At 56.2% G+C, this 25,167-nt stretch carries 28 protein-coding genes; 7 read left to right on the top strand and 21 right to left on the bottom strand.

Going from position 1 to position 25,167, the window contains the following annotated elements; all coding sequences use genetic code 11:
* Positions 1–48: 48 nt before the first annotated feature.
* Complete coding sequence (citR, locus tag M2416_RS04475) at positions 49–948, bottom strand: DNA-binding transcriptional repressor CitR (RefSeq protein WP_041144560.1); 900 nt, start codon at positions 946–948, stop codon at positions 49–51.
* A 205-nt stretch (positions 949–1,153) separates the two neighbouring features.
* Complete coding sequence (gene dsbG / locus M2416_RS04470; protein ID WP_259222331.1) at positions 1,154–1,900, bottom strand: thiol:disulfide interchange protein DsbG; 747 nt, start codon at positions 1,898–1,900, stop codon at positions 1,154–1,156.
* A gap of 403 nt (positions 1,901–2,303) precedes the next feature.
* Here dsbG and ahpC point away from each other — a divergent pair, with 403 nt between their 5' ends.
* Positions 2,304–2,867: an alkyl hydroperoxide reductase subunit C gene (gene ahpC / locus M2416_RS04465; protein ID WP_045854446.1), complete on the top strand. Its 564-nt coding sequence runs from the start codon at positions 2,304–2,306 to the stop codon at positions 2,865–2,867.
* 244 nt (positions 2,868–3,111) lie between these two features.
* Complete coding sequence (gene ahpF / locus M2416_RS04460; protein WP_259222328.1) at positions 3,112–4,677, top strand: alkyl hydroperoxide reductase subunit F; 1,566 nt, start codon at positions 3,112–3,114, stop codon at positions 4,675–4,677.
* Between the two features lie 104 nt (positions 4,678–4,781).
* On the opposite strand, the gene uspG is transcribed toward ahpF, so the two are convergent.
* Together uspG and rnk are read right to left on the bottom strand one after the other, a co-directional pair.
* Positions 4,782–5,210, bottom strand: coding sequence for a universal stress protein UspG (gene uspG / locus M2416_RS04455; RefSeq protein WP_041144564.1), 429 nt, complete (start codon positions 5,208–5,210; stop codon positions 4,782–4,784).
* Positions 5,211–5,395: 185 nt separating this feature from the next.
* Entirely contained in the window at positions 5,396–5,806 is a 411-nt protein-coding gene (gene rnk / locus M2416_RS04450; protein WP_041144565.1) for a nucleoside diphosphate kinase regulator, read from the bottom strand.
* A gap of 244 nt (positions 5,807–6,050) precedes the next feature.
* Between rnk and M2416_RS04445 the strand changes: the two genes are divergently transcribed.
* Positions 6,051–6,881 (top strand): alpha/beta fold hydrolase, encoded by an 831-nt coding sequence (locus tag M2416_RS04445; protein ID WP_259222325.1) that lies wholly within the window; start codon positions 6,051–6,053, stop codon positions 6,879–6,881.
* 31 nt (positions 6,882–6,912) lie between these two features.
* Here M2416_RS04445 and rna read toward each other — a convergent pair whose 3' ends face one another.
* Entirely contained in the window at positions 6,913–7,710 is a 798-nt protein-coding gene (rna, locus tag M2416_RS04440) for a ribonuclease I (RefSeq protein ID WP_076944920.1), read from the bottom strand.
* Positions 7,711–7,791: 81 nt separating this feature from the next.
* The gene (dcuC, locus tag M2416_RS04435; RefSeq protein WP_259222324.1) at positions 7,792–9,165 is read right to left on the bottom strand and encodes an anaerobic C4-dicarboxylate transporter DcuC; all 1,374 of its coding nucleotides are present in this window, start codon (positions 9,163–9,165) and stop codon (positions 7,792–7,794) included.
* A gap of 292 nt (positions 9,166–9,457) precedes the next feature.
* Between dcuC and pagP the strand changes: the two genes are divergently transcribed.
* Positions 9,458–10,033 (top strand): lipid IV(A) palmitoyltransferase PagP, encoded by a 576-nt coding sequence (pagP, locus tag M2416_RS04430; protein WP_374761781.1) that lies wholly within the window; start codon positions 9,458–9,460, stop codon positions 10,031–10,033.
* A gap of 193 nt (positions 10,034–10,226) precedes the next feature.
* Positions 10,227–10,436: a transcription antiterminator/RNA stability regulator CspE gene (cspE, locus tag M2416_RS04425; RefSeq protein WP_004859511.1), complete on the top strand. Its 210-nt coding sequence runs from the start codon at positions 10,227–10,229 to the stop codon at positions 10,434–10,436.
* A 57-nt stretch (positions 10,437–10,493) separates the two neighbouring features.
* Here the strand turns inward: cspE and crcB are convergent, their stop codons facing one another.
* Positions 10,494–10,877: a fluoride efflux transporter CrcB gene (gene crcB / locus M2416_RS04420; protein ID WP_041144570.1), complete on the bottom strand. Its 384-nt coding sequence runs from the start codon at positions 10,875–10,877 to the stop codon at positions 10,494–10,496.
* 90 nt (positions 10,878–10,967) lie between these two features.
* On the opposite strand from crcB, the gene M2416_RS04415 reads away from it, so the two are divergent.
* Both M2416_RS04415 and tatE read left to right on the top strand, forming a co-directional pair.
* Positions 10,968–11,756 (top strand): deaminated glutathione amidase, encoded by a 789-nt coding sequence (locus M2416_RS04415; RefSeq protein ID WP_076944923.1) that lies wholly within the window; start codon positions 10,968–10,970, stop codon positions 11,754–11,756.
* 127 nt (positions 11,757–11,883) lie between these two features.
* Entirely contained in the window at positions 11,884–12,090 is a 207-nt protein-coding gene (tatE, locus tag M2416_RS04410; RefSeq protein WP_041144572.1) for a twin-arginine translocase subunit TatE, read from the top strand.
* A 238-nt stretch (positions 12,091–12,328) separates the two neighbouring features.
* On the opposite strand, the gene lipA is transcribed toward tatE, so the two are convergent.
* The 14 genes from lipA to lptE all read right to left on the bottom strand — a co-directional run bounded on the left by lipA (position 12,329) and on the right by lptE (position 25,164).
* Positions 12,329–13,294 carry a lipoyl synthase gene (lipA, locus tag M2416_RS04405; RefSeq protein WP_041144573.1) on the bottom strand — a complete coding sequence of 322 codons (966 nt, stop codon included), beginning with the start codon at positions 13,292–13,294 and terminating at the stop codon, positions 12,329–12,331.
* Between the two features lie 185 nt (positions 13,295–13,479).
* Positions 13,480–14,433: a YbeF family transcriptional regulator gene (locus M2416_RS04400; RefSeq protein WP_259222320.1), complete on the bottom strand. Its 954-nt coding sequence runs from the start codon at positions 14,431–14,433 to the stop codon at positions 13,480–13,482.
* 138 nt (positions 14,434–14,571) lie between these two features.
* Positions 14,572–15,216 (bottom strand): lipoyl(octanoyl) transferase LipB, encoded by a 645-nt coding sequence (gene lipB, locus M2416_RS04395; protein WP_237372851.1) that lies wholly within the window; start codon positions 15,214–15,216, stop codon positions 14,572–14,574.
* A 94-nt stretch (positions 15,217–15,310) separates the two neighbouring features.
* Positions 15,311–15,574, bottom strand: coding sequence for a DUF493 family protein YbeD (ybeD, locus tag M2416_RS04390; RefSeq protein ID WP_041144576.1), 264 nt, complete (start codon positions 15,572–15,574; stop codon positions 15,311–15,313).
* Between the two features lie 114 nt (positions 15,575–15,688).
* The gene (gene dacA, locus M2416_RS04385) at positions 15,689–16,888 is read right to left on the bottom strand and encodes a D-alanyl-D-alanine carboxypeptidase DacA (RefSeq protein ID WP_041144577.1); all 1,200 of its coding nucleotides are present in this window, start codon (positions 16,886–16,888) and stop codon (positions 15,689–15,691) included.
* 142 nt (positions 16,889–17,030) lie between these two features.
* Positions 17,031–18,164 (bottom strand): endolytic peptidoglycan transglycosylase RlpA, encoded by a 1,134-nt coding sequence (gene rlpA, locus M2416_RS04380; protein ID WP_259222314.1) that lies wholly within the window; start codon positions 18,162–18,164, stop codon positions 17,031–17,033.
* 10 nt (positions 18,165–18,174) lie between these two features.
* Positions 18,175–19,287 carry a peptidoglycan glycosyltransferase MrdB gene (gene mrdB, locus M2416_RS04375; protein ID WP_041144579.1) on the bottom strand — a complete coding sequence of 371 codons (1,113 nt, stop codon included), beginning with the start codon at positions 19,285–19,287 and terminating at the stop codon, positions 18,175–18,177.
* Positions 19,287–21,188, bottom strand: a complete 1,902-nt coding sequence (gene mrdA, locus M2416_RS04370; protein ID WP_041144580.1) for a peptidoglycan DD-transpeptidase MrdA — start codon at positions 21,186–21,188, stop codon at positions 19,287–19,289. Before mrdA ends, mrdB begins: the two co-directional genes overlap by 1 nt.
* 27 nt (positions 21,189–21,215) lie before the next feature.
* Positions 21,216–21,683, bottom strand: a complete 468-nt coding sequence (rlmH, locus tag M2416_RS04365; protein ID WP_041144581.1) for a 23S rRNA (pseudouridine(1915)-N(3))-methyltransferase RlmH — start codon at positions 21,681–21,683, stop codon at positions 21,216–21,218.
* A 3-nt stretch (positions 21,684–21,686) separates the two neighbouring features.
* Positions 21,687–22,004: a ribosome silencing factor gene (gene rsfS / locus M2416_RS04360; protein WP_004859547.1), complete on the bottom strand. Its 318-nt coding sequence runs from the start codon at positions 22,002–22,004 to the stop codon at positions 21,687–21,689.
* A 209-nt stretch (positions 22,005–22,213) separates the two neighbouring features.
* Positions 22,214–22,843 (bottom strand): adenosylcobalamin/alpha-ribazole phosphatase, encoded by a 630-nt coding sequence (locus M2416_RS04355; protein WP_259222305.1) that lies wholly within the window; start codon positions 22,841–22,843, stop codon positions 22,214–22,216.
* A gap of 56 nt (positions 22,844–22,899) precedes the next feature.
* Entirely contained in the window at positions 22,900–23,550 is a 651-nt protein-coding gene (gene nadD, locus M2416_RS04350; RefSeq protein ID WP_167692051.1) for a nicotinate-nucleotide adenylyltransferase, read from the bottom strand.
* Entirely contained in the window at positions 23,543–24,574 is a 1,032-nt protein-coding gene (holA, locus tag M2416_RS04345; RefSeq protein WP_259222301.1) for a DNA polymerase III subunit delta, read from the bottom strand. Before holA ends, nadD begins: the two co-directional genes overlap by 8 nt.
* The gene (gene lptE, locus M2416_RS04340; RefSeq protein WP_237372845.1) at positions 24,574–25,164 is read right to left on the bottom strand and encodes an LPS assembly lipoprotein LptE; all 591 of its coding nucleotides are present in this window, start codon (positions 25,162–25,164) and stop codon (positions 24,574–24,576) included. Before lptE ends, holA begins: the two co-directional genes overlap by 1 nt.
* Positions 25,165–25,167: the final 3 nt, after the last annotated feature.

The raw sequence follows: 25,167 nt of genomic DNA, 5'->3' as shown, positions 1-25,167 counted from the left end.
AAGTGGTTGGCAGATATTCATGTGGCCGATAATTAACGGCGGCCGCTATTATGTCAACGCCGCCTTTTCAATCAGCGAAGCTAAAACCGGGTGGGCCATCTGCACTCGATTATAAATCATATGAATCATCGCCCGGGGAATATCCGCCGGGGCAGGGAGCACTTTCAGCCGGTGGTCAAATAGCGGTGGGCCTGACGCGACTTTGGGAATAAAACCGATGAAATCAGTCTGACTAATAATATTGAGGATGGCAATGTGTGAGTCGCTGCTGAAGGCGATATTCCGCTCGGGGAACAGTTTTTCAAGCCGGTAGTCAACCGCCTGCATTCCGGCTTCTTTGGTCAGATAGTCGGTAAAGCGCTCGCGGGCAATGGCTTTCGCAGAGGTGAGGTCGGCTATGCGCGGATGATTCTGCCGGCAGACCAGCACCATCTCTATTTCCGCAAACGGCAGACACAGGGTAGTGGGAGTGGCAAGCGGCGAGAGGCTAAAAATCAGGTCGGCTTTGCGGTAGGCGAGCAGGCTCTCCGCCGACTCCGAGGCGAGCTGAAGGTCGTGGTGCTCCACCTGCAGGTTGGGATCGCCGTAGAGCGCGCTGATAAGCGTTGCCGAGCAGGGCGAGAGGAAAAACTGCGGGCTGTAAATAACAAAGCGTTTACTCAGCTCGGCGCCGTGGACGATATTAATCGTCTGCTCCAGCTGGTTGAGGTTTTGCTCGAGATGGCGATGAAGGTTCACCGCCAGGGTGGTGGGGCTCATCCCTTTACCGGAGCGGATAAACAGCGGATCGTTGAGCTGATTGCGCAGGCGCTGCAGCGACTGGCTGACGGCTGAAGGGGTAATAAATAAGGTTCCCGCGGCCTGGCTGATACTTAAATGCTGATAGATACATTCAAAAATAACCAGTAGGTTAAGATCGAACTTTTTAAGTTCGTAAAGTTTAGCCATGGCTAGCATCCTGTCCGTTGCTGTGTCCGGTGCGAATTATTATTTTTATTCCATTTGTTTATTATATTTAATTTGTGCGGTAATTGATGGGCTGAATTGTTTGAGGCCGGGTTTATGGGTGACTCTGAATGTATATGACCAAAAGTGATTTAGCCAGACCCTTTTTTGGCGAATAGTCTGGCTATGCGAAATATGACGGGACGCTTTATTTTTCGCCCATCATCACCTGCAGCTTATCCGCTTCCGGCAGGCCGACAACCTGCTGCAGCATATTTTCTTTATTCATATAGTAAATAGCCGGCGTGGCGTTCGCCCCCAGCTGGTCCATCAGCTGCTGGTTCTGGTTGAGGGTGCGTAGTTTCTCCTCGGGGAGGTTCGCCGGGATCGCAATTTTCATTTTCCCGGCCGATTTTTCGTAATCGTGCCAGGTTTGTGCCGGATCGCGGCTGGCGAGAATGGCGGCGGCCACCGGCGTACTCTCCGGTTTGATAACCCCGACCAGCAGCGTGCGAATCTGCACTTTCCCCGACTCTACCCAGGGCCGGGCCTGCTGCCAGAACTGCTTGCAGTACGGGCAGAAGGGGTCGGCGAAGACGTAGAGAATAATCGGCGCCTCTTTTTTCCCGTCAAGCAGCCAGCTGGCGGCCTCCATCTGCTGCCACATCTTCTGGCCTGCCGGCGTATAGAGCTCCTTCTGGAACAGCTGTTCGCTAAGGTTGGTGCCGTTTTCGTCATACATGTAGCCGGAGATGGCGTGCTTGCCGTCGGGGGTGAGATAGATAGCGACGCCCATATCCTGATATTTACCCAGCCAGCCTTTCACTCCGCCCGGCGCTTCGAAGGGTTTAATGATGGTAATACCCTGTTTTTCTATCGCTTTTACGGGGGCAGGGAGATCTTCTGCATAGCTGTTTAAGGGTAAAAGACTCAGGAAAAGCAGACGTTTTAACATGATTATTCCTTGTAAAATCAATGTAGAAGGTACAGAAGATGATGGAACCTATCGCAGCTATAGGCAAGACCTGCGCCCGGACAGATTGCCCTTTGCTGAGGCGGATGGTGTAATCGCCCATGCTGTTACATTAAGGTAATGTAGAGCGCAACGCATAGCCAGCCTGCCTGGCCCTGAATCTACCCTCGGGTATTTCAGGTAATAGGGCCGCCTGAAAGGGCGGCCTTTTTACTTTATCGGCCTGGCGAGTATCGCCGATTGCGCGACTTGTCCCGACGGGTTCACAAAGTTGTCTTGTTGCGGTTGTTAGATATTGCTTATTGATTTGATAATGCAAACGCATTGGTCGGGTCAGGAAAAATTCGTTACCTTAGACCTCAACGAAAACACGGAGGAAGTATAGATGTCCTTAATTAACACTAAAATCAAACCTTTCAAAAACCAGGCGTTCAAAAACGGTGAATTCATCGAAGTAACCGAGAAAGACACCGAAGGCCGCTGGAGCGTTTTCTTCTTCTATCCGGCTGACTTCACCTTCGTATGCCCGACTGAACTGGGTGACGTTGCTGACCATCACGAAGAGCTGCAGAAGCTGGGCGTAGACGTCTACTCTGTTTCCACCGATACCCACTTTACTCACAAAGCATGGCACAGCAGCTCTGACACCATCGCTAAAATCAAGTATGCGATGATTGGTGACCCGACTGGCGCCCTGACCCGTAACTTCGAAAACATGCGTGAAGACGAAGGCCTGGCCGACCGCGGCACCTTTATCGTTGACCCGCAGGGCATCATTCAGGCTATCGAAGTTACCGCTGAAGGTATCGGCCGCGATGCGTCTGACCTGCTGCGTAAAATCAAAGCGGCGCAGTACGTTGCTTCCCACCCAGGCGAAGTTTGCCCGGCGAAATGGAAAGAAGGCGATGCGACTCTGGCTCCGTCTCTGGACCTGGTCGGCAAAATCTAAAATTTCCATGTCTTTCACGCCATGGCGGCGTTGGCGACACCTGCTCACCCCGGTTACTTATTTATGTAAGCTCCCGGGGATTCCCAGGCTAGCCGCCTTGCCCTGACGTGAAATTCAGGGGAAATTGATACCGAATAACGGGTGTTTTATTACGCCCGTTTTTCTTCCAAACCCCATGATGCAAGCCGCATTCAGGCAGCCGCGAGGCCGCTTGCATGATGACGTTTTAAGAGAGGGATACGAGATGCTCGAAGCAACCATGAAAACCCAGCTCAGGGCCTACCTTGAGAAACTGACTAAGCCCGTTGAACTGATTGCGACGCTGGACGACAGCGCTAAATCGGCAGAAATCAAAGAACTGCTGGCAGAAATCGCCGAGCTGTCTGAGAAAGTGACCTTTAAAGAAGACAACACGCTCGCCGTGCGCAAACCGTCTTTCCTGATTACGAACCCAGGTTCTACCCAGGGGCCGCGCTTTGCCGGCTCTCCGCTGGGGCACGAGTTTACCTCTCTGGTTCTGGCGCTGCTTTGGACCGGCGGCCATCCGTCGAAAGAGGCCCAGGCCCTGCTGGAACAGATCCGCGACCTCGACGGTGGTTTTGAGTTTGAAACCTACTACTCGCTCACCTGCCATAACTGCCCGGACGTGGTGCAGGCGCTGAACCTGATGGCGGTGCTGAACCCGCGTATTAAGCATACGGCGATTGACGGCGGGACGTTCCAGAATGAGATTACCGATCGTAACGTGATGGGCGTTCCGGCGGTCTTTGTCAACGGGAAGGAGTTTGGCCAGGGGCGCATGACGCTGGCGGAGATCGTCGCGAAAGTTGACACCGGCGCGGAGAAACGTGCCGCGGAAGAGCTGAACAAGCGCGACGCTTACGACGTGCTGATCGTCGGCTCCGGCCCGTCCGGCGCGGCGGCGGCGGTTTACTCGGCGCGTAAAGGGATTCGTACCGGCCTGATGGGCGAACGCTTCGGCGGCCAGGTGCTGGATACCGTGGATATCGAAAACTACATTTCGGTACCGAAAACTGAAGGTCAGAAGCTGGCCGGGGCGCTGAAGGCTCACGTCAGTGAATATGATGTGGACGTCATTGACTCTCAGAGCGCGTCGAAACTGGTTCCGGCGGCGGTAGAAGGCGGCCTGCATCAGATTGAAACCGCCTCCGGCGCGGTGCTGAAGGCGCGCAGTATCATCATCGCCACCGGCGCTAAATGGCGCAACATGAACGTGCCGGGTGAAGACCAGTACCGGACGAAAGGGGTGACCTATTGCCCGCACTGCGACGGCCCGCTGTTTAAAGGCAAGCGCGTGGCGGTGATCGGCGGCGGCAACTCCGGCGTCGAGGCGGCAATCGATCTGGCGGGCGTGGTTGAACACGTGACGCTGCTGGAATTTGCCCCTGAAATGAAGGCGGATCAGGTGCTGCAGGACAAAGTACGCAGCCTGAAAAACGTCGACATTATTCTTAACGCGCAGACGACGGAAGTGGTCGGTGATGGCAGTAAGGTGACCGGACTGCAGTATCGCGATCGGCTGAGCGGTGATGAGCATCACGTCGAGCTGGCGGGGATCTTCGTACAGATTGGCCTGCTGCCTAATACCACCTGGCTGGAAGGCGCGATTGAGCGTAACCGGATGGGTGAAATTATCATCGATGCGAAGTGCGAAACTAACGTCAAGGGCGTGTTTGCCGCGGGCGACTGCACCACCGTACCGTACAAGCAGATTATTATCGCCGCCGGCGAAGGGGCAAAAGCGTCTCTGAGCTCGTTCGATTATCTGATTCGTACCAAAACCGCATAATAAAAGAAAGTAAGACCGACCTGCACAGCAAAGAGGCTACCCTTGGGTAGCCTCTTTTTTATCGCCTTTCTACACGTCGTCGCAGGCGAAGCGGCGTATCCCGCTTATCGGACAACCATTACCGGAATATGCGCGTGGCGAATAACGCTCGAGGCGTTAGAACCGAGCAGATGGGTGCTGATAGACGGATTGCGTGAGCCAATGACCACCACGTCGGCTTTAATTTCGTTGGCCAGCTCGTTAACCATATCCCGCACGTTGCCGAAGCGTACGTGCTTTTTAATGCGTGAGGGATCGATGCTGAAGTGCCCGGCCATGGTGGTTAGCCGCGTTTCCGCTTCATGCTGCAGATGCTCTTCAAAGCGGCGCAGGTCGGCGGTGAATCGGCTCATAGTGAAGCTGGATGAGCCTGGCAATACGTGGAGCAGGTGAATAATTCCGTCCTGCTGAGCCAAAAACTCCGCGTGGCGGACGGCTTTGTCGCTTAACTCCATCTCAAAAACGTCAACCGGCATAATGATTGTTTTATACATATGCATTCCTCCTTGTTCGACTGTTTCTATATCAACATATTATACAAATACATTGTGCCATTCAGGTCGCAAAACTGTCAGATCGGGTTCAGGGAGGCGTAAAAGTTTGTCAGGGCGGGGAGGGCAGAAAGAGGATGCGAAGACACCCTCTGATAAAGCGCAGAACGCCTCAGGCGGCGGGAGAGTTAGCGGTGAAATTCACCCGCGGCTTCCGGCTGGTACAGCAGCTCGAGGACTTCGAGGTGCGCAGAGGCGCCGCCCGGTAATTCCCAGTGAATGGCGCTGCCGACCTTCAGGCCGAGCAGTGCAGCACCGACGGGGGCGAGTACCGAAAGCTGGGTGGCGCTATCGGTGACCTGGGAGGGGAAAACCAGGGTGCGCACGCGCTCTTCGCCGTTGGACAAATCACGGAATCTGACGGTGCTGTTCATGCTGACAACATCATGCGGCATCGCTTCTGGCGCCAGCATTTGCGCGCGATCCAGCTCGTCGTTTAGCGCATCGGCAACCGGAGAACTGGCGAACGCCGGCTGCTCGAGCAGCCTGTCGATGCGTTCGGCATCGAGCTCATTAATGATGATTGTGGGTCTGGTCATTGCATACTCCATGTTATCCAGGAACCTGTCCGTAAAAGAAAACCCTCGCCGAAAATGGCAAGGGTTAATGTCTTCCCATCATACTGAGACTTGTCGGCGGTTTGAAGTGATTAAACGCACATTCAGCAACGATCGCCAAAGGAGCCATATGAAATTTATGCCACTGCCGTCACAGCAGGAAAAATTGTCTTATCCTTTTTAGGCGGTATCAGGCACGTCCCTTCCACTACATGCAGGAGACTCTATGAGCGGTTTTGACAAACTTACTCTTAATGACGGCAGCTATCTGTATTTCAAAGACTGGGGGAGCGGGCAGCCGGTTGTTTTTAGCCACGGCTGGCCGCTAACGGCTGACGCTTTTGAAGACCAGATGCTGTTTCTGGCTGATAACGGGTTTCGGGCGATCGCCCACGATCGCCGCGGCCATGGTCGATCGGCCCAGCCCTGGGACGGCCACAACATGGATACCTATGCTGACGATCTGGCTCAGCTGACGGCGCATCTTGACCTGCGCGATGCGGTGCACGTGGGCCACTCCACCGGCGGTGGCGAGGTGGCGCGCTATATTGGGCGCCACGGGACCGAAAGGGTGGCCAAAGCGGTGCTTATCAGCGCCGTGACGCCGATAATGATCCGCACGGATTTCAACCCGGACGGCGTGCCGAAGGAGGTGTTTGACAGCATCAGGGAGGGGGTTATCGAGGACCGCGGAGCGTTCTTCTATGAGCTGACCGCCGCGTTCTACGGCTACAACCGCGACGGGGCCAAAGAGTCAAAAGCGGTACGCGAAGGGTTCGTCGAACAGGGGCTGCAGGGGTCGATTAAAGCGCTTTATGACTGTATCAAAGCCTTCTCGGAAACCGATCTGCGCGAGGACCTGCGTAAGATGACCATTCCAACCCTGGTTATCCACGGCGATGACGACCAGATCGTGCCTTTCGAAACCTGCGGTAAAGCGGCGGCGCAAATATTGCCTGACGCCAGATTAACCGTCTACAAAGGCGGGTCGCACGGGATTTGTACGACCCACAAGCATCAGATTAATCAGGATTTACTGGCGTTTATTCGCGAATGAAGTCCCTGCGGCGGCTGACGCCGCCGCATGATTAGCTGCCAACCTTATCCACCACAAACTGCTTGCCGCAGTTGCCCGGATGGGGCTGGGGCAGGAAGGCATCGGCGGAGAGCGGCGTATTGATGGCCGTGGCCTTGATGGCTATTTGTATTTCGGTTAAATAGGCCGGATTGCCGCTGCAGGTCAGCTTGAAGGCCTTAACGCTCTGTTTCCCCCAGGCCTCGGCGATGGCTGCATCGAAGTCGTCGCGGCTGACGCTCTGTCCGTAGTGCTTCGCGAGGAATGCCCCGATGGCGCTGTGCTTCACCTCGCCGCCGAGGCGGACCATGGTGCCGAAGTAGCTGTCAGGATCGAAGCCAAAACAGACGCCGTGTTTCGCGTACTCGTAGCGCTCAAGGCAGGAGTTGCCGCCGGAGCCGGGCATCACGCCGTTGAGCTTATTGGCCATCTCCAGCGACAGGCCGGTTTCCGCAGCCTGGCATTTCCGCCCGGCTTTGACCTCCGGCATATTGGGGATCGGGCGCGTGGCGCAGCCATAACGCATCCAGCGGCGATCGTCCACGCCGCGAGCGGCGATGGATTTCGGCAGACCCGGCCACAGGCCGTGTACGGTGAGATAATCGGTTTTGTTGGCCATTTCCTGCTGCAGGCGGCACTCTTCCGGTTCGCCGCGGTTGCGGTCATGCATGCTCTGGCAGAAACCGGTTTGCCAGGATAAGGCCAGTACGTAGCGGTCGAAATCGCCGTATTGCGTTGCGGTGAGCGGTTCAGCGCCGACCTGAGTTGCCGTTAGCAAGAGGGCAATGGCGACGAAATCCTTCCTGAACATTTTTATTCCTGATAGTGGATGGTAATGAGTTCCTCGAATTATTAAAGCATAAAAAAGGCGCCTGCTGGCGCCTTTTCACGTTTATTGAACGGTGCTTCCGGGCACCAGAATTTCGGTGGCGATAATCACCACCAGCAGGCCGACAAGAACCGGTACCGAGGTCCGCTTCACCACCTCAAACGGCGAGATTTTTGCCATCCCGGCCACGGCAACCACCACGCCCGATACCGGGGAAATGGTCCGGCCGAGGTTGGATGCCTGCAGCATCGGGATCGACAGATAGGCCGGGTTAATACCCGACGAGTGCGCCAGCTTGGGGATCATCTCAACGAAGGCGTAAAACGGGGCGTTGCCCGAACCGGTCGTCATGGCAGCCAGCATCGTCAGCACCACCAGCACCAGCATCAGAATGATGCTGGCTGAGCCAAACGAGGTCGCAATCGAAATCAGGCTATTGATAAAGCCGATGGTGCTCAGGCCCTGGGCAAACACGCCGGCGGCGACCAGCAGCATGACCACGCCGGCAAAGGCGTCGGCCATCCCGCGATAGGCGGCTTCCAGCCCGCTGAAGACGTTTTTGGTGTTAAAGCCGCGGCAGAATTCCAGCACCGCAGCCAGCAGCATGCACATCACCAGGATGGCAATAATATGCAGCTCCGGGCCCCATTTCCCGTCGAAGATCAGCACGCCGATAATGGGCGTGAAGGGCAGAATGGCATAGAAGGAGGGGGCGGTGGTGGTTATCTCGTTCACGTCGAGCATTTCGTGGGAGACGTTCTCTTTCTTATCCAGATAGCGCTGCCAGAAAAAGTGGGCAATCGCCATGGCGACAATCGCCGCGATGGAGATCGGCAGCGTGGTCTTAAAGGCAAAATCGATGAGCGGCATTTCGGCGGCCTTCGCCGCGAGAACGACATCGCCGGAGGTCGGGGAGAGGATAATGGCCGCCGGGGAGGCGCAAATGGCCGCCGCTGCGCCGCGGCTGATCCCAACGTTGACCATCACCGGGAACAGCGTTGCCATCAGCAGGACGCCGAGTCCGGTCGCCGAAGAGACGGCCAGCGACATCAGGCAGGCGACAAAATAGGCGGCGATCATCAGCAGGTAGGGAGAGTTAATGTAGCGCAGGGGCTTTGAGGCCAGTTTGACCACCATATCGTTGGCGCCGATATGCGTCATGTAGGTGGCAAATCCGCAGAGCATCATGATCATCATGCCGAGGTCGCCGCCGCGGCTCATCAGCAGAATTTTGATGTATTCGATGATGTCGGTCGCGGAATAGCCCGTGCTTTTCGCCTCGCCGGGTAAAATTTTATGTCCCATCAGCGCGCTGACGATAAGCAGCGTCAGACCGCCAACAAAGAGCACGCCGGTGGCGGAATACCCTTTGATGATATAGCGGGCGACGCCCACAATGACCACGACCCCAATAAGGATCTCAACTAGCGTAAGCATTATTTTACCCCTGAACCATTAACCCAAAGAATCTGCTGATAAATATGATTGTACAAAAATTAAGGGAGGGAATGTGCCGAATAAATCGACGAAACATGCTGATGCAAATCAATAAACCGATGAGAATTACCTAATCAGCGGCCGGCGCGCGGGCGCTATCACAAAGTCGACAGGCAGGGTTGTTGCGATTTCGTGGGCGGTAAATCAAGACTTTGCCGTATTTCGTTAAGGTTATATTAAGATTATATTTGCTACTTTATTCCGCTTTAAAATCGATATTGGTAATTGAGAAGTGTTTAGACTAGGTTATGTTGTACTGTTTTTGCTCAGTTTTTCCGGGCTGCTGCTCTCCAGCGGGATAGCAAATGCGTCATTCAGCTCGACGATTCGCGATGGCTATAACACCTTAAGCGATAACGTTGCTGAGACCTGGCAGGAGCCAGAACACTACGACCTGTATGTTCCCGCGATCACCTGGCACGCCCGTTTTGCCTATGACAAAGAAAAGACCGATGAGTATAACGAGCGTCCCTGGGGGGCCGGTTTCGGCGTGTCGCGCTGGGATGATAAAGGTAACTGGCACGGCCTCTACCTGATGGCGTTTAAGGACTCATTTAACAAGTGGGAACCTATCGCGGGCTACGGCTGGGAGAAAACCTGGCGTCCGCTGGCCGACGATAACTTTCATCTTGGGCTCGGCTATACGCTCGGGGTAACCGCGCGCGATAACTGGCACTATATTCCGCTGCCGGTGGTACTGCCGATGGCGTCTATCGGCTACGGCCCGGCGACGTTCCAGATGACCTACATCCCCGGTACCTATAACAACGGTAACGTTTACTTTGCCTGGGCCCGCTTTCAGTTTTAATCCGCAATAGCTTAGTGATAAAAGAGCTGAGCATTATGTTATGTGGAAAAACAATAACTAAAGCGCAACCACTAAAAAAGATAGCGACTTTTGTCACTTTTTAGCAAAGTTCGACTGGACAAAAGGCACCACAATTGATGTACTGGATCGCGACACAGTATCAGTGTCTTTTTTTCATATAAAGGTAATTTTGATGTCTAAGATTAAAGGTAACGTTAAGTGGTTTAATGAGTCCAAAGGATTCGGTTTCATTACTCCGGAAGATGGCAGCAAAGATGTATTCGTACATTTCTCTGCAATCCAGTCCAACGGTTTCAAAACTCTGGCTGAAGGTCAGCGTGTAGAGTTCGAAATCACTAACGGTGCCAAAGGCCCTTCTGCTGCAAACGTAAACGCTATCTAAGCAACGCGTCAGTAGAATATAAAAACCCGCGCTTAGCGGGTTTTTTTTTGCCTGTTTTTAACGGCTGGCGGTATGCGAAAAGAGCCAGAACGCCGCCGCCGTCATGGCGAATGAGCCCAGCAGGTTGACCAGAATATTGAGCAGGGCCCAGCTGAAGCGCCCCTGCTGCAGCAGAAACACCACTTCCGCTGAGAAGGTGGAGAAGGTCGTCAATCCGCCGCAAAAGCCGGTGGTGATGAGCAGCTTCCACATCGGGTCGATATCGCTCAGACGGTTAAACCAGGCCAGGCCGGCGCCAATGATAAATGCGCCCAGCAGGTTGGCCGTTAGCGTGCCAATCGGAATGGCATGGTGCAGGGGGTTAAACTTCATTCCCAGCCACCAGCGCAATACGCTGCCGGTACCGCCGCCAACAAAAACGGCTAAAAGTAGTTGTGACACTCTCATTCCCTGCTATTTGGTTAATACTGGGGAATGAGTGTAGCGCGCAAAATGCGTCGCTGGCTATGAATTCGCGAACGGGAGATTAAGATGCTGGTTGCTGCTGGACAATTTGCCGTCACCCCTGACTGGCGGGCGAATGCGCAGACCTGCGTAGCGCTGATGGCCCAGGCCGCTGAGCAGGGCGCGTCGCTGCTGGTGCTGCCCGAGGCGCTGCTGGCGCGCGACGATAGCGACCCGGATCTCTCGGTTAAATCGGCGCAGGAGATAGATGGCGGCTTCCTGGGGCTACTGCGCGAGGAGAGCCGTAATAACGGCTTAACCACCGTGCTGACGATTCACGTGCCTTCCGGCGAGGGACGCGCGGCTAATACGCTGGTGGCGATACGCCGCGGCGAGGTTATCGCACAATACCAGAAGCTACACTTATACGATGCGTTTAATATACAGGAGTCACGGCGCGTTGATGCCGGCCTGCAGATCCCGGCGCTGATTGACGTCGACGGGGTTCGGGTTGGCCTGATGACCTGCTATGATTTGCGCTTCCCGGAGCTGGCGTTAAGCCTTGCGCTGAGCGGCGCCGAGATCCTTGTTCTCCCCACCGCTTGGGTGAGAGGGCCGATGAAGGAGCATCACTGGGCGACGCTGCTGGCCGCCCGCGCGCTGGACACGACCTGCTATATCGTGGCGGCAGGAGAGTGCGGCAACCGTAATATCGGCCAGAGCCGAATTATCGATCCCCTCGGCACGACGCTGGCCGGTGCGGCGGATCGGCCGCAGATGATTTTTGCCGACGTTTCCGTGGATTATCTACGCCAGGTGCGCGAGCGCTTACCGGTGCTGCAGAACCGCCGCTTTGCGCCACCGCAATTATTGTGACGTTTTTTTAAACAGAGCTTGATTCACCTTGTTACAGATTGCTATTGTGTCCGCGCGTCAAATAGCCGTTAATTGTTCGCGTGTATGATGGCGTATTCGCAGATTGTTTTAGAGAAGAAGGTTAGCTATGGGTGAGATTAGTATTACCAAACTGCTGGTTGTCGCAGCACTGATTATTTTAGTGTTTGGTACCAAAAAACTACGTACGCTGGGTGGAGACCTGGGTTCGGCTATCAAAGGCTTTAAGAAGGCCATGAACGACGACGACGATAGCGCGAAGAAAACCAGTGCGGAAGAAGAAACTCCGGCACAGAAGCTCTCTCATAAAGAGTAATTAAACGCCTGCTCCCCGACAGCGGGAGCAGGCTGCCGGCAGGCTATCGGCCTGCACGGATAAGAGGCCGCAGCGATTATCGTTGCGGCCTCTTTTTGTATCCTGCAAGGTCATTGGCAAAAAAAATGCAACCGACTGTAACCGCGCTGGCGGATTTATTGGGGGCAAAAGATGAGGTAGCGCAAGGAGAGCTGACCGCCGCACGCGGGAAACGCGCAGCGGTCGAGGACGGCGTGAACTACTTCACTTCCATCCCTTTGGCCTGCAGGTCGGCATGATAGGACGAGCGGACGAACGGGCCACAGGCGGCATGGGTGAAGCCCATGGCCATCGCTTCGGCTTTCATCTCTTCGAACTCATCCGGGCTAACATAGCGCTGTACCGGCAGGTGGTGACGGCTCGGCTGCAGGTACTGACCGAGGGTCAGCATCGTCACGCCGTGGCGACGCAGATCGCGCATAACTTCGACGATTTCAGCGTTGGTTTCACCGAGGCCGACCATCAGACCCGATTTGGTTGGGATCTCCGGATGCGCTTCTTTGAAGCTTTCCAGCAGCTTTAACGACCAGTTGTAATCGGCGCCCGGGCGTACCTGGCGATAGAGACGCGGCACGTTTTCCAGGTTGTGGTTAAAGACGTCCGGCGGCGTAACCTTGAGGATATCCAGCGCGCGATCCATACGGCCGCGGAAGTCCGGAACCAGGGTTTCAATCTTAATCGACGGGCTTTTCTCACGGATGGCGCTGATGCAGTCGGCGAAATGCTGAGCACCGCCGTCGCGAAGGTCATCGCGGTCGACAGAGGTGACAACGACGTACTTCAGGCCCATGTCGGCGATGGTTTGCGCGAGCTTCTGCGGTTCATTAGCATCCGGCGTCACCGGACGACCGTGGGCGACATCGCAGAACGGGCAGCGGCGGGTGCAGATAGCACCGAGGATCATAAAGGTTGCCGTTCCGTGGTTGAAGCATTCCGCAAGATTCGGGCAAGAAGCTTCTTCGCACACGGAGTGCAAACCGTTCTTACGCATCGCTGCTTTGATACCCTGGATACGGGACGAGTCAGCCGGAAGTTTGATTTTCATCCATTCCGGTTTTCTGAGCAGAGCTTCACGCTCAGTTGCCACGTTTTTCACCGGGATAAGGGCCATTTTATCGGCGTCGCGATATTTAACACCGCGTTCCATCACAATGGGTTTACTCATAGCGTGCGTGTTCCAGTTGCGAGTACGAAGGAAAACGAATTAATTCAAGTAAATGTTGTATTTATCAACTATTTTTGAATCAAGGATAGGCAGTATACCATTGATACGGACCAGAAAGCAGCCTGCCTGTTCGGCAAATTGTAAAATAGTTGTTGTTTTATGCTTTCCCTCACGTGCGGTATAGCTTAAAAAGCCTGGCGAACCGCCTCAATCACCTCATTGAGCAGCGGTTCCTGGGCGCTGAGCTTGTTGTAATGCAGCGAAATGTCGATGGTTTCATCGGCGAGAGGCGGGTAGTCCAGCGCCGCCAGCGGCCAGGTTTTGGCCAACAGCGAAAACATCCGGTTCGGCATCAGCCCAAGCATATCGCTGGCGCTCACCAGCGCGGCCTGAGTTAACAGGTTGTAGCTGCTAAAGCCGCAGCGCCGCTCCCCTAGCTGCTCCTGCAGCCGACGGTGCAGCGCCGGATAGCGCTGGCCCTCGGGCAGCAGCAGGGCAAACTCGTACTGACGAAGGTGCTCTTCGCTGTGCGGCATAGCCAGCGCCGGATGCGCCTCGCGGCAGTACATCATCACCCGATCCTGGAACAGAACGTGGTGCACGATCGACTGGCCGCTGTGCGCGTAGCTGTCGATCAGCAGATCCACCTGACGCTGGTTAAGCTGGCTGGGGGCATCGGTAATGGCGATATTGTGCAGCAGCACCTGCGGGAAGCGAGGCTTCAGCGCCTGCGCAATCGTCGGCATGACCAGCGCGCCGACGGTGGGCGAGGTGGCGATGGTGATGACCCGCTGCTGATGCGGGCTGCCGGTTAAATCCAGCGCGCTGAGGAAGGCCTCCATTCCCTGACTGATGTACTGATGGAGGTGCGTCGCGTAGGCGGTCGGCGTCACGCCCTGGCCCTTGCGAATAAACAGCGGGTCGGGAAAAAGCGCGCGGAGCTTGTTAATCGACTGGCTAATAGCCGAAGGGGTGATATTCAGCACCTTAGCCGCATTCACGATGCCCTTGTGGACGTACACGGCTTCGAAAATCGTTAGTAAATTGAGGTTAATATTACGCAGAATGCGGAATACCTGGCGATCGTGGCGATCGTCGAGCCGTTCGGTGAGTTCCGGTTGCGGATGATTTTTTTCCACTCTGCGCCTCCTGTCATAGCGAATAGCGCAAGTATAGCGGTCAGCGACGCCGCCGTTTGTGGCAATTAATTGCAAATAGAATGGCTTAACGAAAGCCAGGCGCAAAAACGGCGCCCCGGGAAGCCGGGACGCCCGAATTTACTCTGCGGAAATGAACTCGTGCGGCGGGTTGTCGAGCAGCGCCAGCAGGTTGGCAACCAGCCGTGGTGCGACAATTTGCGGCGCCGCTTCGGGCTGCCACTGGCGCATTTGCGCCATCTCCATTCCGGCGTAGCCGCAGGGATTAATCCGCAGGAACGGCGAAAGGTCCATCGCGATATTGAGCGCCAGGCCATGGAACGAGCACCCTTTGCGAATGCGCAGGCCCAGCGAGCAGATCTTTTGCTCACCGACGTAAACGCCGGGCGCATCGGCGCGCGGGTGCGACTCAATAGCATACTCCGCCAGAGTGTTGACCACGGTCTGCTCCAGGAGCGTCACCAGCTCGCGTACGCCAAGCTTGCGGCGTTTGAGATTGAGCAGGACATACATCACCTGCTGCCCCGGTCCGTGGTAGGTCACCTGGCCGCCGCGATCGCTTTGAATGACAGGAATATCGCCCGCTACCAGAACGTGCTCCGCTTTTCCCGCCTGGCCCTGGGTAAAGACCGGATGATGTTCAACCAGCCAGATTTCATCGAGGGTTGTTTCATCGCGCGAGTCGGTAAAGTCGTGCATTGCCTGCGAGACAGGGGCGTAAGGTTGCAGGCCGAGTTGGCGAATGAGGATTTTATTGTGCTGCAAAACAACGTCTCCGCACAGAGAAGTGATTTAAGGCAGCGAGTATATCACAGCGGGGAAGGGGATGACCCGGCGCGAGGCCGGGTAGCAGAATGGGTTACAGCACCATCCGGACGATCTCAATATTACCCAGCTCTTCGTACAGGGTTTCTACCTGCTCGATATGGGTGGCGTTGATGGTGATAGAAACCGAGTGGTAGTTACCTTTGCTGCTCGGCTTTACCTGCGGAGAGTAATCACCAGGCGCATGGCGCTGTACCACTTCCACCACCTGATCAACCAGCTCAGGCAACGCCTGCCCCATTACTTTGTAAGTAAATGGAGTAGGGAATTCAAGCAGTTCGTTAAGTTTGGTTTTCATGTCAGCTCCGGTGTTACGACAAAAAATAATAACTCCCACAAGATGTGGGAGTTATCAGGTTACTTTGATAGTTAGTATATGGGGATGTAAATCACACTTTCAAGCGTTCGATTTTTAACCAAACCAGTGGTGGAACATTAACTTAATGTAATCAATCATTTTGCCGAAGAAATTACCTTCCGGGATCTCCTGCAGCACCACCAGCGGGCGCTGATCGATAGTTTTGCCGTCCAGCTGGAAGTTAATGGTGCCGACAACCTGGTTTTTCTGCAGCGGTGCGTGCAGTTCGGTATTGTTCAGCACGTAGCTGGCCTTCAGATCTTTCATGCGGCCGCGGGGAATGGTCAGATACACGTCTTTATCGACGCCCAGCGATGCGCGATCGCTATCGCCAAACCAGGCCGGCTCGGAGGAGAACTCTTTGCCCGCTTTCAGCGGATTGACGGTTTCAAAGAAGCGGAAGCCCCAGGTCAGCAGCTTTTTGCTTTCGGATTCACGACCTTTATAGGTGCGACCCCCCATCACGGCGGAGATCAGGCGCATCTGGCCTTCGGTTGCCGAGGCGACGAGGTTATAGCCCGCTTTATCCGTGTGGCCGGTTTTAATGCCGTCGACGTTGAGGCTGTTATCCCACAGCAGCCCGTTACGGTTGAGCTGGCGGATGCCGTTAAAGGTGAACTCTTTTTCTTTGTAGATGGTGTATTCGTTCGGCACGTCGCGGATCAGCGCCTGGCCAATCAGCGCCATATCGCGCGCGGAGCTGTACTGACCTTCGGCATCCAGGCCATGAACGGTCTGGAAGTGGCTGTTTTTCAGGCCAAGGGCGTTGACGTAGCTGTTCATCAGGCTGACGAAAGCGTCCTGGCTACCGGCAACGAAGTCCGCCATCGCGACGCAGGCGTCGTTGCCTGACTGCAGGTTGATACCGCGAATCAGCTGAGAAACCGGCACCTGCATTCCTGGCTTGAGGAACATCAGGGAGGAGCCTTTAAATACCGGGTTACCGGTTGCCCATGCGTCGTTGCCCACGGTGACCAGATCGGACTCTTTGAATTTACCCGCTTTCATTGCCTGACCAATGACGTAGCTGGTCATCATTTTGGTCAGACTCGCCGGGTCGCGGCGGGAATCGGCGTTATTTTCCGCCAGCACTTTGCCTGAATTGTAATCGATAAGTACCCAGGATTCGGCGTCAATCTGCGGCGCGCCTGGGATCATGGTTTTAAGATTCAGGTCATCGGCGTGGGCTGCGGAGGAGAGCGCGGCAACGGAGAGGGCCGTAACGAGTAAACGTGCGGTGAAAGAGATCTTCATGGTCTGAACAACGGCATCCGTGATGGAGTTAAAAAAGTGCCTTACTATAACAAATGCTCTGCGGACCGGCATCCGACATTGCGCATGACTTTGTTAACGATTTTGTCATGCCCAATGCGATGCGGACGGCGGTCCGACGCGTTTAGTTGGCGTGAGTAATAAATGACTGCAGCTGAGCTTCGCTCTGCAGGCGCTGCTGAACGGTGCTGGCCTGTGACTTGCTGGCGAACGGGCCCAGCTGAATACGCCACACCGCGCCGTTTTGCACTACGCGGCCGGGAACGGAGAACTGCTGGCTCAGGCGCTGCTGGTACTGCTGAGCGCGGGCCTGGTCGCTAACGGCGCCAACCTGTACCACATAGTCACCGCTGGCAGCAGCGCTGGTCGAGGTCGAGGTAGAAGCGGCGGCAACCGCAACCGCAGTCGTCGCAGCGGCGGCTGGCGCAACGCTGCCCTGGATTGATCCCGGCGCGGTGACCGGCGCGGTTGATGCGGCGGCCTGAGCGACGGGTTCACTGCCCTCCAGCACGCCGTTATTCAACGGCGTCGGGGCGCCGAGGAAGCCGCTGCTGTTGACCGGCGCGCCGACGCTATCGTCGGATTTCAGCGTTGAGTTACTGATGGCGCGCACGTCGGTTTGCACCGGCTGCTCGGTTGAGGCGCCGGTACCGCCGTCCAGATCCGGACGCGCCGGCAAGGCATAGGTTTGTTTCGCCACGGTGGTACAGGCCATTCCCGGACCCGAGAGCGAACCGTCCTGCGCGACGATAATAGGATCGATGCGCACCTTGGTATTATTCGAGGTGTTCAGCCGGTCGGCGGAGGCGCGCGAAAGCGATATCACGCGATCGTTGCCGTACGGGCCGCGATCGTTGATACGCACCACGATCATGCGGCCATTAGCGACGTTGGTAATACGCGCGTAGCTGGGGATCGGCAGCGTAGGGTGCGCAGCGGTGAGCTGGGTAGGATCGAAGGCCTCACCGGATGCGGTTAGGTTGCTGTTGGGCTCAGCATCATAAATCGCCGCCAGGCCAGTCTGGGTAAAATTAGACGGATCCTGCACGATTTTAAAGCTTTTACCGTCGCGTTCGTAATCCTGATTTGCCGTCGGATTCGGCGCTTCATAGTGCGGATCGGCGCCGCTGATTTCTACGCTTGGGCCATTACAAACCGCCGGCTGCGGTGTGCTGACGGTTTTTTGTTGAACGTCTTCACCCGAACATGCCGCCAGCAGCCCTGCTGCTATGCAGATCCCCAGCCATTGCTTACGCATTGCGAACCCCTTAAACGCTTTTCGACAACATTTTTCTGTGGGTGTGGATCGACATTACGATACCAAACCCGGCCATCAATACGATCAGGGCTGAGCCCCCGTAGCTGACCAGCGGCAACGGTACCCCCACCACTGGCAAAATACCACTCACCATACCAATATTTACGAAGACATAAACGAATAAAATCAACATTAAACCACCGGCCATTACCCGGCCAAAGGTGGTTTGCGCCTGGGCGGCGATCCACAGCCCGCGCATAATGAGCAGGATATAGAGCGCCAGCAGAACCAGCACGCCAATCAGCCCAAGCTCTTCGGCCAGCACCGCGAAGATAAAGTCGGTGTGGCGCTCCGGCAGAAACTCCAGCTGCGACTGGGTGCCGTGTAGCCAGCCTTTCCCGCGCAGTCCGCCGGAGCCAATAGCAATTTTAGACTGGATAATGTGATAGCCAGCGCCCAGCGGGTCAGTTTCCGGATCGAGCAGCATCATAACGCGCTGACGCTGGTAGTCGTGCATCAGGAAGAACCACAGAATCGGGATAAACGCCGCGACCAGCACCACCGCTACGCCGATCAGGCGCCAGCTCAGCCCGGAAAGGAACAGCACAAACAGGCCGGACAGGGCGATAAGAATTGAGGTCCCAAGGTCAGGCTGCGCCGCAACCAGCAGGGTCGGCAGGAAAATCAGCACCAGCGCAATGGCGGTATTTTTCAGCGAGGGCGGGCAGACGTCGCGGTTAATAAAGCGCGCCACCATCAGCGGAACGGCGATTTTAGCAATTTCCGAGGGCTGGAAACGGACGATGCCGAGATCCAGCCAGCGCTGGGCGCCTTTCGAGATAGCGCCGAAGGCATCCACCGCCACCAGTAAAATAATACAGAAGATATAGAGATAGGGCGCCCAGCCTTCATACACGCGCGGCGGGATTTGCGCCATGACGATCATAATCACGATACCCATCGCGATCTGGCCAATTTTACGTTCCATCATCCCGATATCCTGGCCGCTCGCGCTCCAGATAACCAGCGCGCTATAGGTCAGCAGCGCCAGCAGTATCAGCACCATGGTGGGATCGAGATGGATTTTATCCCACAGCGATTTTTTGTTTGGATTATCGGTCATTATTGATCCTCCCCCGCCGTCACCGCCGGATTTTCACTCGGCAGATTCGTATTGTTATCACCCAGCATAATGTGATCGAGAATCTGGCGCATAATCGTCCCGACCGCCGGGCCTGCGCCGCCGTTCTCGAGAATGATCGCCACGGCAACCTGGGGGTTGTTGTAAGGAGCAAACGCCGTCATGAGTTTGTGGTCACGCAGGCGCTCAGCGATTCTGTGCGCGTTATAGGTTTCATTGGCCTTCAGGCCGAATACCTGTGCCGTACCGGATTTCGCCGCGATTTTATAAGGCGCGCTGGCGAAGTACTTATGCGCGGTACCGTTGCCGCGGTTGGCCACGCCGAACATTCCGTCTTTGGCTATCTCCCAGAAGCCGGAGTGAATATCGCCCACCGGCGGCTCGTGCGGCTGAACCCAGGGTACCTGCTTGCCGTCTTCGACGGTGCTTTGCAGCAGATGGGGCACTTTTACCACGCCGTCGTTAATCAGGATCATCAGCGCCTTGTTCATCTGAATCGGCGTTGCGGTCCAGTAGCCCTGGCCGATACCGACCGGAATGGTGTCCCCCTGATACCAGGGCTTTTTAAAGCGCTTCAGCTTCCATTCACGGGTGGGCATATTCCCGGAGCGCTCTTCCGATAGATCGATGCCGGTATAGTGGCCATAGCCGAATTTATTCATCCATTCCGACAGGCGGTCGATGCCCATATCATAGGCAACCTGATAGAAATAGGTATCCGCAGACTCTTCCAGCGCTTTGGTCACGTTCAGGTGACCGTGGCCCCATTTTTTCCAGTCGCGATAGCGTTTATCTGAACCGGGCAGCTGCCACCAGCCGGGATCGAACAGGCTGGTATTGCGGGTGATGACGTTGGCGCTCAGCGCCGAGACGGCAACGTAAGGTTTCACCGTCGAGGCCGGCGGATAGACCCCCTGCGTGGCGCGGTTGACCAGCGGCGTATTCGGATCGTTGAGCAGCCCGGAGTAGTCCTTGCTGGAGATCCCGTCGACGAACAGGTTCGGATCGTAGCTCGGGGTGGAAACCAGCGCCAGAACGCTGCCGGTGCGCGGGTCGGTAACCACCACCGCGGCGCGGCTGCCGGCCAGCAGCGTTTCAATATACTGCTGCAGCTTGAGATCGAGGGTTAAATAGATATCGCGCCCGGCCTGCGGCGGCACCTCTTTGAGCTGACGAATGACGCGGCCGCGGTTGTTGACCTCGACCTCCTCGTAGCCGGTCTGCCCGTGCAGGACGTCTTCATAGTAGCGTTCGATACCCAGCTTGCCGATATCGTGGGTTGAAGCGTAGTTAGCCAGCTTGCCCTCTTTATCCAGGCGATCGACGTCTTTATCGTTAATTTTTGAGACATAGCCGATAACGTGGGTGAGGGCGGAGTTGTAGGGATAGTAGCGGCGCTTATAGCCTTTCACTTCGACGCCGGGAAAGCGGTACTGATTGACCGCGAAGCGGGCAACCTGCACTTCGGTCAGGTTAACTTTGACCGGAATAGAGGTGAAGCGGTGGGAACGCGAGCGCTCCTTTTTAAAACCAGCAATGTCATCATCCGTGAGATCAATGACGTCACGCAGCGCGTCCAGCGTCTGCTGCACGTTATCGACCTTCTCCGGCATCATTTCCAGCTGATAGATGGTGCGGTTCAGCGCCAGCGGCGTGCCGTTACGGTCATAGATAATGCCGCGACTTGGCGGGATGGGAACCAGCTTGATGCGGTTTTCGTTCGAGCGCGTCTGGTAGTCCGTGTAACGAACTATCTGCACGTTATAAAGATTGGCAACCAGTATGCCGGTAAGCAGCAAAATCCCCAAAAAAGCGACCAGCGCCCGGCGCACAAACAGCGAGGATTCAGCCGTATAGTCGCGGAAAGAATTCTGTAATTTCATTCGCTGCTTAGTCTACCCTGGTCATCATTATTCACGGTGGTAAGGGTGGTTGGTTGTAATACTCCACGCCCGATACAGGCTCTCCGCAACCAGTACGCGTACCAGCGGGTGAGGCAAGGTCAGGGTGGAGAGCGACCAGCTCTGTTCCGCCGCGGCTTTACACGCCGGAGAAAGCCCCTCCGGGCCGCCGATCAGCAGGCTGACGTCGCGGCCATCTTGCTTCCAGCGCTCCAGCTCACGCGCCACCTGCGGCGTATCCCAGGGTTTCCCCGGAATATCCAGGGTCACGATGCGGTTTTTACCCGCGGCTGCCAGCATCATCTCCCCCTCTTTTTCGAGGATACGCTTGATATCGGCATTTTTACCGCGCTTACCGGCGGGGATTTCCAACAGCTCGAACGGCATATCTTTTGGAAAACGACGCAGATATTCACTAAAGCCGGTCTGAACCCAGTCCGGCATTTTGGTGCCAACGGCCACCAGCTGCAGCTTCACGCATTAACTCCAGAGTTTTTCCAGCTCGTAAAGACGACGGCTCTCTTCCTGCATGACGTGAACCATGACGTCGCCAAGATCGACAACAATCCAGTCGGCGGCGCTTTCACCTTCTACGCCCAGCGGCAGCATGCCGGCGGCGCGAGACTCTTGTACCACGTGGTCGGCGATGGACATTACGTGGCGCGTAGACGTGCCGGTGCAAATAATCATGCAATCTGTAATGCTGGATTTGCCATGAACGTCAATGGCTACGATGTCCTGACCTTTCAGGTCATCAATTTTGTCGATAACAAAATCCTGGAGTGCTTTACCCTGCAAGAGTTCCCCCTGGGTGAGTGAAGAGTGAAAATAATAAACAGCCTGGCAGTATACCTGAACTCATAAAAAAGTCGGGATAAATGTCTGCCAACCGGCGTTGGAGGCGGCTATCATCCCATCCATCGCCGTTGATTGCATCGCCATTTTTGTAAAACATCTGTATGGCGGATACCTTCAGGCTGCGGAGAATAGCAGCCTGCTCCGACCTGTCAATGGTCTGGACTGAATTCTTCTTCTGCCCGCCAGACGGCCCGGCTATTTAGTACCCGCAGCGTGGCGAAATCTGCGCGCAGATCGAGCATGCTCCACGCGCCGTGTTCGATGGGGAAACGCCACATCGCCGCCGCCGGCATCTCCAGCAGCAGGGCGGTTAACAGGCTAAGCGCTCCCTGATGGCCGACGATGAGCAGATGGTCAAGATGCTGATACTGCGCCAGCGCCTCGCTAAATGCCGCGACCCGCCGGGCAAAATTCTGAAAACTTTCGCCGTTGGTGGGCGCCGCGTTCTGCCAGTCCGCGCACCAGGCGGCATAGTTTTCCGCATCTTCATGCTGCAAATCACGATGGTGGCGCATTTCCCAGTCGCCGAAGAACATCTCATTGAGGTCGGGGATAAGCTCGCGGGGGAGCGCCCGATCGCCCAGCAGCAGGTCGGCGGTACGCTGGGTGCGCTCGAGCTCGCTGCAAAGAACGCGGTCAAACGCCACCGCCTGCAGCTGCTGACCAAGCCGGAGGGCCTGAGCTTCGCCGCGTTCGGTGAGGGGAGTGGGCGCGCGTCCGCTGTACAGACCGGCTGCGTTAGCCTGGGTTTCGCCATGACGAACTAACCATAATCTCATGATTATCCTCACTGAGCCGAAAGGGGAGACGCTAAATTACCCGGCAGCGCCGAGGGTTAGCCATAAAGCTTTTGCTGATGAATGTAGTCCAGGACGGTCGCCGGCAGCATATCGGCACAGGATTCGCCGCGTTCAAGGCGCTGGCGAATGAGGGTGGCCGAAATATCAAACCACGGCGTTTCAGCCAGATAGATAGCCCCGGCGGGGCGGCGGTGCAGTTGCTCGACATCGTGGGTTAAATGCTTATCGAGCCACTGCTGGTCCTCCGGGCGCGGCATCACCAGCGGATAGCCCGGACGTCGGCAGACGATCAGGTGCACGTTATCCAGAATGCTGGCGTAGTTGTGCCAGGTGGGGAAGGTGAGCAAAGAGTCCTGGCCGATGATAAATGAGAGCGACGGCTTTGGCCCCTGCTCCCGGCGCCACTCCTGCAGCGTTTGCGCCGACCAGGACGGCGTCTGGCGCTGCAGCTCGCGATCGTCGAGCACGAACAGCGGCTTATCCGCGATAGCCAGTTCCAGCATATGCCAGCGCTGGGCGCTGGTTGCCTCAGGTTGGGGACGATGCGGCGGCACGTTGTTAGGAACGATAATCACTTTTCCCAGACCTATCTGATTCGCCAGAATTTCGACCGGTTTGAGGTGACCGTAATGCACCGGATCGAAGGTACCGCCGTACATTGCCTGCAGCTGAGTCATATCAACCATCGATAAACACGTCCGCCAGCGCTTTGTGGCAGAGCAGTAAAGAGAGGCTCTCTAATTCGGGCCAGATGCTGGTTCCGTAATCCTGCTTGAAGGTGAGCTCCGCTCGGGTAAGCAGGGTAACGGCCTGACGCAGCTGATCGCCGCCGAGGCGGGTGAGCGCGTCGGTTAACAGCGGCCGGCGGTTTTGCCACACGCGATGCTTATCGAACAGCGAGCGCAGCGGCGTATGGGCCGACTGGCGCTTCAGGTTCACCAGCAGCAGCAGCTCTCGCTGCAGCGTGCGTAGAAGGATTGCGGGTTCGCTCCCCTCCAGGCGCAGCTGCTGCAGAATATGCAGCACGCGCTTGCTTTTGCCTGCCAGCAGCGCATCGACCCAGTGATACGGCGTAAAGTGGGCGGCATCGTTAACCGCCTGCTCTACGCGCGGCAGCGTGAGCTTGCCGTCCGGCCATAGCAGGGAGAGCCGCTCCAGCGCCTGCGACAGCGCCAGCAGGTTGCCTTCGTAGCAGTAGCACAGCAGCTGGCTGGCCGCGTCGTCAAGCTGCAGGTTGTTTTGCTTAGCACGCGCGGCGAGCCAGCGCGGCAGCTGGGCATATTCCGGCGTCTGACAACTAACCTGCACCGCGCGGCTGGCGAGCGCGGTGACCCACGCGGCATTCTCCTGCGCTTTGGTCAACTTATTGCCGCGCACAATCAGCAGCAAATCGTCATGCAGCATGCCGATAAGGGTTGCCAGCTGTTCGTTAATGGCCGCATTGGGGCCATTTTCAGGCAGGATCAGGAGCAGCGTTTGGCGGCTGGAGAACAGGCTCATTGCCTGACTCAGCGAGAAGAGAGCGTGCCAGTCGGTGCTGGCATCAATCGTCGCGGTATGGTGTTCGATAAAGCCCTGAACGGCAGCGGCTTCGCGAATTGCATCCTGACTTTCCTGCAGCAGCAGAGGATCGCTACCCAGCAGTAAATAAGCCGCGCGCAGCCCTTCATTGAGCTGCGTGCGGAGCTGTTCCGGGTACAACCGAATCATCAGTTACCCAGCGTGGTGGAGACGCGACCACCGGAGGTGGAGGAGGCGGGGGGCGTCGTGACCGGCTTCTCCTCGCCTTTGGTGGCTTCGACATCCGCAACGTGAACGCTTGGCAGCTTACGAATCAGCTGCTCTGCCGCTTTGTCGTACATCTCCTGGATAATCATATCCTGCTCGGCATCTTTCGCTAACGCCGCCTGCGGGTTATCGAAGAACGAGCGGTAGACTTTCGTCGTGATCGGATAGATATCATGACCCGGGATCAGCACGCTGGCGTGAACCGTCATCACCATCTGGTACTCAGCGGTACGTCCGTCCTGGAAAATGGAGGCCGTATCTTTCTGAATAGACGATGATTCCAGACGCAGAGAAGGAACATCCTTACGCAGCGTGCTGCCATCGATCAGTTCAACCCCGTTCAGGCGCAGCTGGTTACGCACCGAACGGCTCAGCGGCCCGTTTGGATCGCCCGACTGGAAGATCATGGTTTTCATGGCGGTTGGGACCTGGGTAGTACTGCGCAGGTGCCAGCCGCATCCGGCGGTGATTAACACCGCCAGAGATAACAACAATGTTGCCAGATATCGCACGCT

The organism is Klebsiella sp. BIGb0132, from assembly GCF_024810075.1.
Lineage (GTDB): Bacteria > Pseudomonadota > Gammaproteobacteria > Enterobacterales > Enterobacteriaceae > Klebsiella > Klebsiella terrigena.
This window is presented reverse-complemented; position numbering and strand designations above follow the sequence as displayed.

Coding starts and splice junctions, on each gene's coding strand:
- nadD (WP_167692051.1), bottom strand. CDS start 23,550: ATGGTTGATATGACTCAGCTGCAGGCAATGTACGGCGGTACCTTCGAT.
- mrdB (WP_041144579.1), bottom strand. CDS start 19,287: ATGACCGATAATCCAAACAAAAAATCGCTGTGGGATAAAATCCATCTC.
- dsbG (WP_259222331.1), bottom strand. CDS start 1,900: ATGTTAAAACGTCTGCTTTTCCTGAGTCTTTTACCCTTAAACAGCTAT.
- citR (WP_041144560.1), bottom strand. CDS start 948: ATGGCTAAACTTTACGAACTTAAAAAGTTCGATCTTAACCTACTGGTT.
- M2416_RS04415 (WP_076944923.1), top strand. CDS start 10,968: ATGCTGGTTGCTGCTGGACAATTTGCCGTCACCCCTGACTGGCGGGCG.
- holA (WP_259222301.1), bottom strand. CDS start 24,574: ATGATTCGGTTGTACCCGGAACAGCTCCGCACGCAGCTCAATGAAGGG.
- lipA (WP_041144573.1), bottom strand. CDS start 13,294: ATGAGTAAACCCATTGTGATGGAACGCGGTGTTAAATATCGCGACGCC.
- rlpA (WP_259222314.1), bottom strand. CDS start 18,164: ATGCGTAAGCAATGGCTGGGGATCTGCATAGCAGCAGGGCTGCTGGCG.
- ybeD (WP_041144576.1), bottom strand. CDS start 15,574: ATGAAAACCAAACTTAACGAACTGCTTGAATTCCCTACTCCATTTACT.
- dacA (WP_041144577.1), bottom strand. CDS start 16,888: ATGAAGATCTCTTTCACCGCACGTTTACTCGTTACGGCCCTCTCCGTT.
- M2416_RS04445 (WP_259222325.1), top strand. CDS start 6,051: ATGAGCGGTTTTGACAAACTTACTCTTAATGACGGCAGCTATCTGTAT.
- rna (WP_076944920.1), bottom strand. CDS start 7,710: ATGTTCAGGAAGGATTTCGTCGCCATTGCCCTCTTGCTAACGGCAACT.
- M2416_RS04355 (WP_259222305.1), bottom strand. CDS start 22,843: ATGAGATTATGGTTAGTTCGTCATGGCGAAACCCAGGCTAACGCAGCC.
- ahpF (WP_259222328.1), top strand. CDS start 3,112: ATGCTCGAAGCAACCATGAAAACCCAGCTCAGGGCCTACCTTGAGAAA.
- uspG (WP_041144564.1), bottom strand. CDS start 5,210: ATGTATAAAACAATCATTATGCCGGTTGACGTTTTTGAGATGGAGTTA.
- rnk (WP_041144565.1), bottom strand. CDS start 5,806: ATGACCAGACCCACAATCATCATTAATGAGCTCGATGCCGAACGCATC.
- ahpC (WP_045854446.1), top strand. CDS start 2,304: ATGTCCTTAATTAACACTAAAATCAAACCTTTCAAAAACCAGGCGTTC.
- tatE (WP_041144572.1), top strand. CDS start 11,884: ATGGGTGAGATTAGTATTACCAAACTGCTGGTTGTCGCAGCACTGATT.
- mrdA (WP_041144580.1), bottom strand. CDS start 21,188: ATGAAATTACAGAATTCTTTCCGCGACTATACGGCTGAATCCTCGCTG.
- cspE (WP_004859511.1), top strand. CDS start 10,227: ATGTCTAAGATTAAAGGTAACGTTAAGTGGTTTAATGAGTCCAAAGGA.
- dcuC (WP_259222324.1), bottom strand. CDS start 9,165: ATGCTTACGCTAGTTGAGATCCTTATTGGGGTCGTGGTCATTGTGGGC.